Source organism: Mesorhizobium sp. M1338, assembly GCF_040318045.1.
Lineage (GTDB): Bacteria > Pseudomonadota > Alphaproteobacteria > Rhizobiales > Rhizobiaceae > Mesorhizobium.
This window is the reverse complement of the sequence record NZ_JAMYLL010000004.1, coordinates 82,913-97,041: the sequence shown is the minus strand read 5'-3', so window position 1 is coordinate 97,041 and position 14,129 is coordinate 82,913. Positions and strand designations below refer to the sequence as shown.

The following is a 14,129-nucleotide window of genomic DNA, read 5'->3' as shown; positions in this document are numbered from 1 at the left end:
AATGAGCATGTAGGCACTCACACATAAGGATCGAAAATGTTTAACAGCAAGGGTCTCACCGAAGCCGACGTCCCTAAGCAGGCGGGAAAAAGCTTCATCGTCACCGGCGCCAACACCGGCGTCGGATTCGAAATCGCGGGGGTGCTTGCCGCCAGGGGCGCGCGCGTCCTGCTTGGCTGCCGCGAGCAGACCAGGGCGCAGGATGCCATCGCGCGGATCAAGCGGATCACGCCGAACGCCGATCTCGTCTGGTTGCCGCTCGACCTCGGTGACCTCGACAGCGTTCGCACCGCAGCCGAGATCGCCGCGAAGGAGCCACGGATCGATGCGCTCATCAACAATGCCGGGATTATAAACCCGCCGCTGACGCGCACGAAGCAGGGATTCGAATCGCAGTTCGGCGTCAATCATCTCGGGGTGTTCGCGCTCACCTCGCTGCTCCTGCCTAAACTTGCGGAGACTCCGGGAGCGCGGGTAGTCGTGACCTCGAGCGTCGCGCATCTGAAGGCCAAGATCGACTGGGACGACCTCAACGCCGACAAGAGCTACATCAAGAACGATCGCTACGGCGCCAGCAAGCTGGCGAGCGCGCTGTTCTTCTTCGAACTGGATCGTCGCCTGCGCGCGGCGAAGTCGCCCGTCACGGCAATCCGCGTTCACCCTGGCATCGCCAGCACAAGTCTTGGCCGTCACATGGGATTTGTCCAGATCGCAGGCCCAATCGTCGGCCTGTTGCTCAATAGCGCCGACAAGGGCGCGTGGCCGGCACTTCTGGGTGCGACCGGCAAGGTGAAGCCCGGAGGCTATTACGGTCCCACCGGCTTTGGCGGAATCCGCGGTGTAGCCGGCGAGGCAAAGCGCGCGCCGCATGCCGAAGATCCCGCGCTCGCGAAGCGGCTCTGGGACGTCTCCATCGCCATGACCGGCATTGATCCAGGCTTGCGGCCCACACCCAGTTCGCCGTTGCCAGCTACGGCATCGAGCATATCGACAACATCATGCTCCCATTGAATGCCGCCAGATTTGACGCTATATTGCGTCATAATATGCGTCGATAGGAAGCAGCTGATGGGCTTAATTCAATATTCCGACAACGGGTTTTTCGCGCCGCGCAAGATCGCGGAGGCTCTCCGAACGACCAGCGAGGAAGTTGCGAAGACTGCCGGGCTTGGCAAGGACGCCGTCCAGCGCAAGGACCGCGTTCGGTCGGACAAAACCCAGCGCCGGCTGCGCGAAATGGTGGAGATCGTAAATAAGGTCGAGCCGCGCCTCGGCTCGGCTCTCATGGCCTATGCATGGTATCGATCCGAACCGTTGCCCGGCTTCTCCGGGCAGACGGCCATGCAACTGGTCCGTAGCGGTCGGGCTGACGACGTGCTCGACTATATCGACGCCGTCGATGCCGGCATCCACGCCTGACCCGGTGGATGCAGTATCGAGGCAAGCTCTATCGGGCGCTAAACCCCATTTACGCGCGCGCGCCGCTTTCGGGTCGCGGTGCTGAGTTCTACGGCGGTCGGTTCAATCCGAAGGGCACTCCCGCACTCTATACATCCCTCTCCGTGCTGACCGCGCTGCGGGAAGCAAATCAAGTCGGCAATTTGCAGCCGACCACGCTAGTCTCCTACGACGCAGACATCGAGCAGATATTCGATAGCCGGGACGAACAGGCGCTTCTGGCCGAGAGTGTTGATGCCGGCGCGGTTGCTGGTAGCTCCTGGCGCGACCAGATGAAGGCGACCGGTGAGGCAGTAACGCAGGCATTTGCTCGAAGACTGATCGGCCTCGGTTATCACGGTTTGCTCGTCAGGAGCTTTGCGCTGGGCGCGACCGCGGACGACGTCAATCTCGTGCTCTGGACGTGGGGAGATGCCCCGCCCTCGCGCCTGACCCTTATCGACGATGAGGGTCGGCTGTCGCGGTGAGCTGGTACGGCGGCCCGGAAGATCGGTCTCCTCGGCGGCATTCTCACCTGTGCAGTGGAGCTCGGGATCATCGAGCAGAGCCCTGTGCATGGCATTCGCAAACCGAAGGACAGCGTCAACGCCCGCCGTCTCAGCGAGCAGGAGTATCGCACGCTCGGCGACATTCCGAGGCGGTCGACGACGGACAAGGCTTGCGGAAAGAACGAACTCCTGCCGTTGTCGGCACAAGAATTAGTCTGAACGGCTTTCGAAAATCCGGCCGAAGATATGCCTGAGAGTTACGCCAATGTTGGCGTTCAGCCTAATGTACACCTCGCTCCGCTACGGACACGCCGTCCATGACTCTATCACTCGGATGCAGCACCACGCGATCGCCCGCGACAATGCCTGACAGAACCTCCGCTGTCCGGTTGTTTCGCTGACCGATCTTGATGATGGTCGCCCTTGCACGGCCGTCCCTGACCGCGAACACCGCCCAGTCGTCCCCCAGTCGGAACAGGGCGCCCACCGGCACGGTCAGCACGCCATCGGCTTTCCAAATCGTGACATGCGCGATCACCCGATAATCATGTCCTAGCGCCGACCATTTCGCGGGAGGGTCGGTGAAGTCGATGGTCGTGCGGACGCGTTGTTCCTCGATGCCAAGTGCGGAAACCTTGGTGAACCCGGCTGGATCGACGCGTTCGACGCGACCCTGGACCGCCGGCCCACCCCAGTTGTCGATCCAGACGGGCGCGCCTTGCTTGATCCGGACCGCATCGGTCGACAGCAGGTCCGCGACGATTTCGAGATCGAGCGGGTCACCGATTTCGATCAGCGGTGCACCGGCCTGAACCACTCCTTCGCTCTCCTGGATGATGTTCAGCACGCTGCCGGTTACGGGAGCGCGCAACTGTATGCAGCAGGCCGGATCCGGCTCTGGCGCGGCGTCGGACTGTTCACCAAGCCGGGCTGCAACGCTGTCACGCTCGTTGCGGCGAACCTCTAGTTGAGCCTTCGCACTGGCCAGCGCTGCGTCATTGGTTTCGACGTCGAACTTGGCTCCGTCGAGGACCTTGATAGAGATTGCCTCGGTGCGCGCAAGCGCTTCGGCCCGTCCGAGCTCCGTTCGCGAAAATACAAGTCCGGCCTTGATCCGGGCTATTTCGGCAGCTGCAAGGTTTATCGCGGCATCGGCCGCAGCCAGCGCCGCCCGCAGTTCCTGATGCGTGCGTGCATCGTGAAAGCTCGGCAACGTCGGTTGCATCACCGCCATGACCGTTTCGTCCTTGGTGACGTGGTCTCCGATGTGGCGGGGTGGAGAGATCCGTAGGACTTTGCCCGCGATCGGGGCTGACACTGTATAGACGTGACGTACGCGCGTTTTCGCTTCGTCGTCGATCGTGACTTCCATGGGACCTTTCGTCAGCGTTGCCAGATCCACTGCAATCGGCCGCGGCCATGCGAACCAGACGGCGCCGGCGCCCAAGATGGTCAACGCTGCAATGCCCAACGTTCGCTTCATCCAGATCGTGTGCATGGTTCAATCCCGTGTTTTGAGAACGCTGACAAGGTCCAGCTCGTTGAGCCTTCGGCGAACGACGAGCGCGGAAAGCACGGCCGCGGCGATCACGATCGCGCTGGCGAAGATGTAGGTGGACTGCTCAACGATCAGGCGTACCCGCATCAGCTCGCCGGCCAGGTTCTTCTGCATGATCCAGGCAAGACCATAGCCCATGAGCCATCCGGGCGGCTGCGCGATCAATGTGAGCAGGGCGAGTTCCAACAGGAGGATGCGCAACACTTCACCCCGGGTGAAGCCAAGGACGCGCAAGCTGGCCAACTCCCGCGCCCGTTCGGAAAGCGAGATCCGGGCGCTGTTGTAGACTACACCGAACGCGATGACGGCAGCCAGCCCGGTGTAGATGCTGGCCATCGTCGTGATCAGCAAGGCAACCAGCTTGCGGAAATTCGCAAGCGAGACACGCTGCAGAGCCAGGCCGCCGACAATCGGCAGGTTCTTGATGGCGGCATAGAACGTTTCCCGGCTGTTCTGGTCGAGGCTGACATTGATGCTGTTCACCGACGGCGCTTCGCGCATCAGGCGCGCGAGCGTCTCTGAATCCATCATCCCGCGAATGCCGAAGTAATCTTCGACCATGGCTGCCACAGGAACGACAACGGTCCGCCCCGTTCCTTCGAGCAAGTCGACCTCGACGGAATCGCCGACCCTCACCCCGAGAATTCTAGCAAGCATGCTCGAGATCGCCAGGCCCGCTTCCGGCAGGACGACCGGCCGCAGGTCGACATCAATGATGCGGTTGAGCTCGGCGTCACGCGGCCTGCCGCTGATCATGATCCGTCGCTCGATGTTTCCGTTCCTGATGCGGACAGGCACCTCGCGGTAAGGCTCGGCGGCGAGAACGCCCGGAAGCCGCGCGATCTGCAGGACGACGTTCAGCGGGCGTTTTTCCACGAAGCTCACGGTGGCGTCCTGGCGGTCGGCCAGGAAATACGTGACATCGATCAACTCCTCCATCGCATCGCCGGTGAAAAGTGAAACAATCAGGATGGCTGTCGCCAATGCAATTCCAAGCGTCGTGAACAATGACCTGACTGGATGGCGAGTGATGTTGCGCAACATCATCGTGGTCGGTTGCGACATGAACCTGTCGACGCCGGAGCTCGCCGGCAGGAGTCGCCGATAGCGCGGAGGCGCCGGCGCCTGCATCGCTATGGCAGGCGCCAATCGCACGACCTCGCGAAGCGCGCGCACCGCCCCGATGATCGCCGCTACGAGGCTGAGCGCGGCGGCAATGACGTAAAGGTCCGGGCTCTTGGTGAAGACGAGGAACGGAAAATGGAAAAAGTCGCCGAACAGACTGGTGATGCGCATCCCCAGCCAAGTGCCCGCCGCACTGCCCATCACAATGCCGATCATCACGATAACGACGACGAATTTGAGGTAGTGCATGACGATGCTGGCATTGTTGTATCCCAGCGCCTTCATCAGCCCGATCTGCTCGCGCTCCAGCACAACGAGCCGGCTGAGGGTGAGATTGACCAGAAATGCCGACACCAGAAGGAAGATCGGTGGCAGCGTCCGGCTCATATTGTTGAGCATATCGAGTTCGTGGTTCAGCCAGGCGTGCGAAGTCTGGTCCTTCCGGCCATAGGCCGCTCGGCCACCATAGCGCTCAAGCATCGCGTCGAGGCGCATCATGACCTCGCTCTCGGATGCGCCCCGCAGCAACTTCAACGAAACCGAGGAGAACGCATCATCGAGGTCATAGGCGCTGGCGAGCGCTTTTTCCGACATCCAGACGAGGCCGAAGCGGCGGTCGTCCGGCATGATGTCGCCTGGCCCGACCGCGTAGATAAACTCGGGAGACAACGCGATCCCGACAATCGTCAATTCGCGCTTTCGGCCGTTCAATATTGCCGAGAAGCGGGCCCCGGGCTGAAAGCCGTGGGACAAGGCAAAGCCTTCGTTGACGACGACCTCTTCGGCTCGTCCAGGCTCCGGCATGCGACCAACACGCATGTAGAGCAGGTTGAGCGAAGCCTCACCGATCTCCGGCAGGGAGATGACTTCACCCGTGGCCGGCTCCAGATAGTCTGGTATGTCAAGCAGCACGAGCTTGGCTATTCGCGCGTCGACCGAAGCGACGCCAGGAATCTCGGCAATCTGGTCGACGAGCGTCCTCGGCGCGCGGCTCACCGTGGCAAAGACGTCAGCAAACCGGTAGCGTTCGTAATATGCGGTGCGCGTCTCGTCGAGGGAGCGGTAGGATCCGACCGCGAGGATGAGCGTCGCCACGCCTCCGGCAATGACGAGTGCAATCGCCAGCGCCTGCGCCCAGAGCCGGGCGAAATCGCGAAGAAGCTTGATATCCAGCGCGCGCATGCGGATCACCAGACAAGCTCGGCGGCAGTCCGGCGCACCTCGTTCTTGCGAATTCTGGAGATTTGGCCATCGGCAAAAAACAGCACACGGTCGGCGACATCCTGGATGCTGGCGTTGTGTGTGATGATAAGTGTGGTGGTGCCAAGCTGCGCATTGATGCTGAGCAATGCCTCGATCACCCGGATGCCCGTTTTGGAATCCAGCGCGCCGGTCGGCTCGTCGCAGAGCAAGACATCGGGACGCTTGGCGATGGCGCGGGCAATGGCCACCCGCTGCTGCTCGCCACCGGAGAGCTGAGCCGGGAAATGGTGCATCCTCGGTTCAAGTCCAACCAGCGCCAGGGCCTCGTCCGGGCGCATCGGATGATCGGAAATCTCCGTGACCAGGGCGACGTTCTCATAAGCCGTCAGGCTGGGGATCAGATTGTAGAACTGAAAAACAAACCCAATGTGCTGCCGTCGATAGGCAGTCAGCCCCCGATCGTCGAGGTTGGTTAGCTCCTGGTCCCTGAAGAACAACTGTCCGCTCGTGGCATGGTCAAGCCCGCCCATGATATTGAGCAGGGTCGATTTCCCGCTGCCCGACGGGCCAAGCAGGACGACCATCTCTCCCGCCGAAATCTCTAGGTCCAGCTTACGCAACGCAAGCACCTGCGTCTCACCCGAGGTGTAGGTTTTGGTCAGCGCTCTTGCGGTGAAGACGGTGTCAGCCATGGCTGCTGGGAATCGGATGTTCGAGGCATTTGTCGCGTCGGCGCTAAGATGAATCCGCAGGTCGCGTGCCACAGTCACCCGTCGAGGTGCGCGCGACATTGATCCAAATCAAAACAGGGATTCGAAGGCCGTGACGTGTGTCGGCACCCCAATCGAAAAGTATTGGAAGTGACGGTTCAAGTCGCCCGAACACGTTGATTCTGGGCCGGTATTGATTTGCCTCAAAAAAGAAAAGGGGCGGCTACGCTACGATATCACGAATTGGCGCTCGGCGCCCGTTCACTCGAACTAAGCTGGGATGAAGGCGGATGAAAGCAAAGGATGTAATGACTGCAAAGGTTGTTACCGTGTCGCCTGACCACAGCATAAGACACGCAGCACGGATCATGCTGGATCATCGCATCAGCGGCATGCCGGTCCTCGACGACGACAGCCGCCTGGTTGGGATTGTGAGCGAAGGCGATTTCCTGCTCAGGTCGGAACTCGGTACCGCGGCGATCTCGCCAAGCGAGGCGCGTGGCTATGTGAAGAGCCACAGCTGGAAAGTGGCGGATCTGATGACTCCGGATGTCGTCGCGGCCGACGAGGAAACCCCGATAGAGCGAATTGTCGCGCTGATGCGGGAGCACGGCATCAAGCGCATTCCGGTCATGAGGGGGCGGCGCCTGGTCGGCGTTGTCAGCCGTGCCGATCTTTTGCGCGTCGTCATTGCGGCGAAATTCCACGATGATACCGCGGCAGGTGACGATGCGATCCGGCGCAGCATTCTTACGCGGTTGCAAAAGGACGCAGGCTTCAAAGGAGACGCCATAACCATTACGGTCAGCGATGGTCTGGTGCATTTTTCGGGAATGGTCTCATCGCAGAATGAACGGGACGCTGTCCGCGTGGTTGCCGAAGGCGTCAGGGGCGTCAAAGGTGTGTTCGACCACCTGTATCTGGCCCATCTTTGAACAGCGGTCCGGGAGGGCGTACAGCGATGCGATCGCATCCTCCCGAAACCGATCATCCGGTGAACACCTCTGCCATGCAAGACGACCTGGCGATATTGCAGCGGGAGACATTCGACTATTTTATCCATGAAGCAAATCCCGCCAACGGTCTCGTTCTGGACAAGACTGAAGCGAATTGGCCCGCAAGCATCGCGGCCACCGGCCTTGCGCTGGCGTCCTATCCAGTGGGAGTCGAGCGCGGATACATGAGTCGAAGCGCGGCAGCGGGACGCAGTTTGGCAACGCTGCGCTTCTTCTGGAACAGTCCACAAGGCCCTGAGCCAGACGCTACGGGATATCGTGGCTTCTACTATCACTTCCTAGACATGCAAACTGGCCGGCGGGCCTGGCAATGCGAGCTGTCGACGATCGACAGCACATTCCTGCTGGCGGGCGCGCTGGCTGCAGGGCAGTATTTCGATGCCGACACCGAGGCCGAAGCCGAGATCCGCACGTTGGCAGAGGCGCTCTATCACCGAGCCGACTGGCGCTGGGCGCAGGATGGGGGAGAGACCGTCACCCATGGTTGGACACCCGAGCACGGATTCCTGAAGTATCGCTGGGAAGGTTATGACGAAGCGCTCCTGCTCTATGTCCTGGGGCTAGGTTCGCCGACACACCCCTTGCCCTGGAGCAGCTACACGGCCTGGACCTCGACCTTCAGATGGGAGCACTGTTACGGCTACGACTATCTCTATGCGGGACCGCTGTTCATCCATCAGCTCTCGCACGTATGGATCGATCTTCGGGGCTTGCAGGATGCTTTCATGCGCAGCAAGGGAAGCGACTATTTCGAGAACAGCCGACGCGCCACCTTCGTCCATCAACGTTACGCAGTCGAAAATCCGCGTGGATTCGAGGGTTATGGCGAACACTGCTGGGGCATCACCGCAAGCGAGGGTCCTGGCCCTTCCACGCTCAAGCTGAACGGCATCGAACGCAGGTTCGAGGGCTATGTCGGGCGGGGGGTCCCGTATGGTCCCGACGATGGCACGCTCGCTCCGTGGTCCGTCGCCGCCTCCTTGCCGTTTGCTCCCGAAATCGTCCGACCGGCGATCAGCTTCTGCATCCACCAGGCCAAGCTCAAGGCCGCCAATGCCTATGGTTTCAAGGCGGCCTTCAATCCCACGCATCCGGGAACATCCGGAAACGCCTTTGGATGGTGGGTTTCGCCTTGGTATTTCGGCCTCAACGAAGGTCCCGTCGTGCTCATGATCGAGAACGAATGCAGCGGGCTACTGTGGCGATTGATGCGCTCGTGCCGGTATATCCGCAGCGGCCTGCAGCGGGCGGGATTTGAAGGCGGCTGGCTGAAAGAATTTGGTCCGGAGCCTACGCCGGATGCTTGAGCGGCCCCGAAGGGGAGGAGCATATTTGGTGGGAGACTGCCCGCTAGGGAGCACTCCTTCCGGGAACGACCAAAGGGTCGGCCCGCTCTGGCACCGGCGGTAGCCGCAGCCTCTGGCTTGCGATTGCGGCGAGACCCATGGCTGCGGCAGCGACGAGGAAGGCGGCGCCTTCCAGATCGTGGTAACTGAACAGCAGGCCGGCGGCCGCGGAGCCCACTGACAGCCCGAGGCTGACAGCTGCCGACTGGATGCCGAGTTCCATACCTTGGCTTCGTGCGCTGATGCGCGACACCCAGTAGGCGAGCAAAGGGCTGATCACGCCGGCCGAAGCCGAAACAACGGAAACCGCAAGCAGCATTTCCGTGAGTCCGGCAAGTGTCGGCATAACCGCCAGACCGATCGCCATCACCAGGAAGGCAGGCGCCACAAGCAGCCTCGTCGCTGCCGGTTTGACGAGCGGCGAAAAGACGAGGCCCTGGACCGCAAACATCACAACGCTGCATGTCGCGAACATGAGGCCGAGCGCGGCTGGACCCATTGCGAGTTCAACGTTTCGCAGCGTGAGCCCGACCTCGAATGCACCAAGCCCTGCCGCGGCCACGGCGGCAAGAGCGAGCAGCCGTATCTCTCCAGATACGAACATTGAGGATCCGGGTTTGCTCGTCTCAACACGGGGGCCGGGCAGCATGTGTCCAGGCAGCACAGACCACACGCCAAGAGCTGCCGCCACAGCGAGGCCGGACGCAAGGAGGAAGGGAATGGTCTGTGGCGGGACAGCCGCCACGCCCAAGTCAAGTTTCAGTTCTGCCACGAGCCCGCCGAGCATCGGCCCGACCAGAAAGCCCGCGATCGATGCCATGCTCATCCAGCCGAATATTCTTGTGCGGCGATCATCCTCACCTTCGGTGTCGGCAATGAACGCAAGAGCCGTTGGCCCCACGGCTGCCGCGAAGCCACCATTCAGGATCCGCCCGATATAAAGAACGGGCAAGCTCGGTGCCAGCGCCGATGCCGCCAAGGTCATGGCAAAGCCGATCAGGCCGATGACAAGGACAGGTCTGCGACCGATGAGATCCGACCACTTCCCCCAGAGGAAAGCGGCGACCACGGGCGCAGCGACATAGGCAGCGGTCAAAAGGCCAATCTGCCGCGCATTGAATGCCGGGTCGGTGGACCCGGCAAGCCGCTCGACCATCATCGGCAGGACCGGCAAGACAATTCCGTAGCCGAGCGCAACGACAAAGGCCGAGGCCAGGATCGCGCCCAGGCTCCATCGAGACGTGGGCAGGCGAGCTTGCATCGGCACGCTCATGCCAGCGAGCCGCGCGGGTGCTGATGAGCGACGCCTTCGGTCGTCGATGCGGCGGCAGGTCGAATGCCTTCTAGCCTGGTTCGCTTGAGCAGCAGGGCGTTGATGGCCACGAGAGCCGAACTGCCCGACATTGCCAGCGCCGCTAGCTCGGGGCTCAGCAGGAACGGGTAGAACACGCCCGCCGCGATCGGGAAGGCGATGAGATTGTATCCGACCGCCCACCACAGGTTCTGGTGCATCTTGCGCAGCGTGGCGCGCGAGAGCGTCATCGCCCCGACCACATCGTAGGGATCGCTCCTCATCAGCACGATGTCGGCACTCTCGATAGCGACATCGGTGCCCGCACCGATGGCGAAGCCGACATCGGCTTGCGTCAGAGCCGGCGCGTCGTTGACGCCGTCGCCGACCATGCCGACCTTCAGGCCCTGGCCTTGCAGTTCCTTGATCTTTTCCGCCTTCTGCCCTGGCAGCACGTCCGCGAGCACGATGTCGATGCCGAGTGCGTCGGCGATGCGTTTCGCGGTGCCGGCGTTGTCGCCGGTGAGCATGGCCACGCGCACGCCCTGCTCGTGTAGTTTGGCAATCGTTGCAATGGCCGTCGGGCGCGGCGTATCGGCGATCGCGATCAGCCCGAGCAGCTTGCCGGACCGTGCAACATGGATGACGGTGCGGCCTTCGCCCTTTAGCGCTTCGGCTGTTTCGCCCAACGCCAGAAGATCAATCTTCTGCTCGTCCATGAGGCGCCGGTTGCCGAGGAAAGCCTGGTCTCCACCAATCGTGGCACTGGTGCCCTTGCCTTCGATATTCAGGAAGCCCGACACTTTGGGAAGCTTCATAGCCGTGGCTCGCTGGACGATGGCGACGGCGAGCGGGTGATCCGACCCTTGATCCACCGCAGCTGCGACCTGCAGAACCTCGTCGGGCGAAACGCCGGCAGCCGAGACGATTTCGACGACCTTGGGCTGCCCCATGGTGAGCGTGCCGGTCTTGTCGAAGACGATTACGTTGAGCTTGGTCGCCTCCTCGAGAGCGGCTGCGTTTTTGAACAGAATCCCTTTTGCGGCACCAAGGCCGGTGCCGACCATGACGGCCATGGGTGTAGCGAGGCCGAGCGCATCGGGACAAGCGATGACGAAGACGGTTATGGTCAAGGTCATTGCGAACAGCAGAGGCTGGCCGAGCCACCAGAACCAGACGGCGAAAGTCGCAAGCCCAATGAGGATCGCGGCGAGCACCAGCCATTGCGAGGCGCGATCGGCGAGCAACTGCGCCGGGGCCTTCGAGTTCTGAGCCTCCTGGACCAGCTTGACGATCTGGGCAAGTGCCGTGTCGGCACCCACCTTGGTAGAGCGGTAGCGCAGCGTGCCGCTCTTGTTGATGGTCGCCCCGATGACCTTGTCCCCGATCTTCTTGGTCACCGGCATCGACTCGCCGGTCAGCATGGATTCGTCGATCGTCGACGTGCCCTCGATCACCTCGCCATCGACGGGAAGCTTGTTGCCGGGTCGCAGGACCACGATGTCGCCGAGCACGATGTCCGCGGTCGCAACCTCGATCTCCTTGCCATCGCGGAAGACTGAGGCCCTGGGCGGGGCGAGGTTGAGCAAGGCCCTGATCGCGGCCGAGGCCCCGGCGCGGGCGCGCATCTCTAGCCAGTGGCCGAGCAGAATGAACACGAGCAGGACGCTCGCGGCCTCGTAGAATTGCTGCCCCTCGAAGAAGAAGGTCGCGCCGAGGCTGAACAGGTAGCCGGTGCCGACGCTCAGCACCACCAGCACGGCCATGTTGAGGACGCCGTTGCGCAGGGCTCGCCAGGCGGCAACAAGGAAGGGCCAGACCGGATAGAGGATCGCGGCGCTGGCAAGGAAGAACATCGCGACGTCTTCGCTCAATCCGAAGGGTGGGCGCAACCAGGGTTCGCCCAGACCCATCGGCTCCATGGCGAAAATCGGCAAGGCGAAGATCAGGCTGATGAAGAAGCGGTTGCGCATGTCCTTGACCATGCCCTGCATGTCCATGCCGGCGCCGTGTCCCATCTCATGGGCCATGGCGTCGTGCGGTGCCTTATCTGCAATCGCCCTCGGACCCGCTGCACCGGGTTCAGTCATGGCGGCGTGCCCCCCATGATCGTGCTCGGCGTGATCATGCACGACATGCCCGGAGGTTGCTTGCGGATACCCCGGCGGAATGGTCGTGCTGCCGGGAATGCACAGATACCGCGGCACGACCTCGCCACGGCAATGGAAGCCGCAGGCCTTGATTTCCAGAGCAAGGGCTTCCGGGCTCGTCTGCCCCTCGTCAAATTCGACGGTCGCGGTCGTAGACCCCGCGTTCATGGCAACACCGGCGACGCCCGGCAGAGCCGCCAGACGTTTTTCGACCGCCGCGAAATCCATCATGCCGACAAGGTCGCGCACTTCCAGATTGACCTTTTTCATCATCGTTCTCCGTGCCGCGGTTCGGGGCGATCGCACCGTCTGAATTGTTTCAGCCTCGGTAGGCAAAGGTCGACATCATGCCGCTCGCCATGTGGTAGAGATGGTGACAATGGAAGGCCCATTTGCCGGGATTGACAGCATCGACGGCGATGGTGATCGAGCGCATCTGCGGCACCAGCACGGTGTCGCGAACGGCGCCCCGGAAGCGCTGCCCGTCAATCGCGACCACCTGAAAGTGATGGCCGTGCAAATGCATTGGGTGGGCCATCATGGTGTCATTGCGCAGCGTGACCTCGACGCGATCGCCCTTGTCCACAACGATGGGAGCACTGATTTCGAGTCCCCAGCGATAGGCAGCCATATCGCCGGTCAGCGCCATTTCGAACGTCTTTTCGGCAGGGCGTGATGCAAACGGCGACATTGCCCGAAGTTGCGCCTCAAGCGCCAGGTCGAGAACCGGAGCATCGAAATCCGCCGCCGTCCCGAGCTTGGCCACCGCGGCCCCCGCCGGGCGCAGGACAATTCCGGTGCGTTCCTTGCTTCCCTCGCGCAGCGCCAGGATCGGAAAGGAGGAGCCGAGGTCGCGCGGCAGCTGCAGGCGCACGTCGATGCGCTGCCCCATTGTCATCGGAAACCGCCGGCCCCTGACCGGTTCGACAGGCTGACCGTCGACCGCGATCAGTTCGCCTTCAAGTTCCCCGAAATCGATTGTAAACGCCGTCGCCGTGGCGCCGTTGATGATCCGGACCCGCACGCGTCCGCCCCGTTCGACCGGGACTATCTCGGGGTCGTTCAGGGACCGGTCATTGGCCAGATAGGCGTCATACTCGATGTCATTGATATCAGCCATTATGCCGCCATCGTTCATCCCTGCCATGGCGTCGGTTTGCGCTCCCGACATATCCATTCCGTCCATCGGCATGGAGCCGCCGGTGTTCTTACTCTGCAGCCCGGCCAGCAGCTCCTGAGGCGATGAGAACGAGAAATCGTGGAGCAGGATGACAACCTCCTGCTCGTCTTTTGCATCATCGGCGGGATCGGCGACGATGAGCGGCGCAGCGAGCAGCAATTGTTCCTGCAAGGTATGGGCGTGCATCCAGAAGGTGCCGGGCTCGCCGACCGGAAAATCGAAACCGCGATCGGCGCGAGCGCCGATGAGCGGCAGTGGCGCGTCGGCAACCCCGTCGCTCGGCCACGGCGGCGTCAACCCGTGCCAATGTATGATCGTCGGCTCGGCAGTCTCGTTTCGAAGCAGCACGTTGAAGGCGTCGCCCGCCCGCAAGCGCAGGCCGGGCGCGCCGTCGGCCCTTTGCAGGCCGAAGACGCTTGCAGCTTTGCCGTTCACCTCGATCGTGCGGCGTGAGATGCCAAGCATCTGGCCGTCTGACTGACTGGCGGAGGCTGCCGAGAGCAAGCTCGATGGGATTGCAAAAACTGCGGCGCCTGCCACCGCGCCCTTCAGGATATCTCGACGTTTCATAATGATTTCCTCGCTTCGATTGGAAGTTTCGTTG

General features: G+C 62.0%; 11 protein-coding genes and 1 pseudogene. 6 read left to right on the top strand and 6 right to left on the bottom strand.

The features are described 5' to 3' along the window. Nucleotides 1-36: 36 nt before the first annotated feature. From NKH19_RS05980 to NKH19_RS05965, 4 genes and pseudogenes are all read left to right on the top strand, one after another. Nucleotides 37-1,011 carry an oxidoreductase gene (locus tag NKH19_RS05980; RefSeq protein ID WP_352981965.1) on the top strand — a complete coding sequence of 325 codons (975 nt, stop codon included), beginning with the start codon at nucleotides 37-39 and terminating at the stop codon, nucleotides 1,009-1,011. Nucleotides 1,012-1,068: 57 nt separating this feature from the next. Further along, a complete protein-coding gene (locus tag NKH19_RS05975) occupies nucleotides 1,069-1,419 on the top strand; it encodes an MbcA/ParS/Xre antitoxin family protein (RefSeq protein ID WP_352981964.1) in 351 nt (116 codons plus the stop codon). A gap of 8 nt (nucleotides 1,420-1,427) precedes the next feature. Beyond that, nucleotides 1,428-1,925 carry an RES family NAD+ phosphorylase gene (locus NKH19_RS05970; protein WP_352981963.1) on the top strand — a complete coding sequence of 166 codons (498 nt, stop codon included), beginning with the start codon at nucleotides 1,428-1,430 and terminating at the stop codon, nucleotides 1,923-1,925. After that, nucleotides 1,926-2,102 (top strand): annotated as a pseudogene (locus NKH19_RS05965) (integrase); the annotation flags it as partial. It lies immediately after the preceding gene. A 124-nt stretch (nucleotides 2,103-2,226) separates the two neighbouring features. Here the strand turns inward: NKH19_RS05965 and NKH19_RS05960 are convergent. Genes NKH19_RS05960 through NKH19_RS05950 form a run of 3 tightly spaced genes read right to left on the bottom strand, consistent with a single transcriptional unit; the run spans nucleotide 2,227 to nucleotide 6,524 of the window. Continuing rightward, nucleotides 2,227-3,444: an efflux RND transporter periplasmic adaptor subunit gene (locus NKH19_RS05960; RefSeq protein WP_352981962.1), complete on the bottom strand. Its 1,218-nt coding sequence runs from the start codon at nucleotides 3,442-3,444 to the stop codon at nucleotides 2,227-2,229. Nucleotides 3,445-3,447: 3 nt separating this feature from the next. Further along, nucleotides 3,448-5,811 (bottom strand): ABC transporter permease, encoded by a 2,364-nt coding sequence (locus tag NKH19_RS05955; RefSeq protein WP_352981961.1) that lies wholly within the window; start codon nucleotides 5,809-5,811, stop codon nucleotides 3,448-3,450. Nucleotides 5,812-5,816: 5 nt separating this feature from the next. Then, on the bottom strand, nucleotides 5,817-6,524 hold the full coding sequence (locus NKH19_RS05950) for an ABC transporter ATP-binding protein (protein ID WP_352981960.1): 708 nt from the start codon (nucleotides 6,522-6,524) through the stop codon (nucleotides 5,817-5,819). 308 nt (nucleotides 6,525-6,832) lie between these two features. Here NKH19_RS05950 and NKH19_RS05945 point away from each other — a divergent pair, with 308 nt between their 5' ends. Both NKH19_RS05945 and NKH19_RS05940 read left to right on the top strand, forming a co-directional pair. Continuing rightward, a complete protein-coding gene (locus NKH19_RS05945; RefSeq protein WP_352877482.1) occupies nucleotides 6,833-7,477 on the top strand; it encodes a CBS domain-containing protein in 645 nt (214 codons plus the stop codon). A gap of 74 nt (nucleotides 7,478-7,551) precedes the next feature. Continuing rightward, nucleotides 7,552-8,865 (top strand): glucoamylase family protein, encoded by a 1,314-nt coding sequence (locus NKH19_RS05940; protein ID WP_352981959.1) that lies wholly within the window; start codon nucleotides 7,552-7,554, stop codon nucleotides 8,863-8,865. Between the two features lie 43 nt (nucleotides 8,866-8,908). Here NKH19_RS05940 and NKH19_RS05935 read toward each other — a convergent pair whose 3' ends face one another. The 3 genes from NKH19_RS05935 to NKH19_RS05925 are packed head-to-tail and all read right to left on the bottom strand — an operon-like array spanning nucleotide 8,909 to nucleotide 14,095. Continuing rightward, nucleotides 8,909-10,165, bottom strand: a complete 1,257-nt coding sequence (locus NKH19_RS05935; RefSeq protein WP_352981958.1) for an MFS transporter — start codon at nucleotides 10,163-10,165, stop codon at nucleotides 8,909-8,911. A gap of 8 nt (nucleotides 10,166-10,173) precedes the next feature. Then, nucleotides 10,174-12,615, bottom strand: coding sequence for a heavy metal translocating P-type ATPase (locus tag NKH19_RS05930; RefSeq protein WP_352981957.1), 2,442 nt, complete (start codon nucleotides 12,613-12,615; stop codon nucleotides 10,174-10,176). A gap of 49 nt (nucleotides 12,616-12,664) precedes the next feature. Beyond that, nucleotides 12,665-14,095, bottom strand: a complete 1,431-nt coding sequence (locus tag NKH19_RS05925) for a multicopper oxidase family protein (protein WP_352981956.1) — start codon at nucleotides 14,093-14,095, stop codon at nucleotides 12,665-12,667. Nucleotides 14,096-14,129 lie beyond the last annotated feature (34 nt).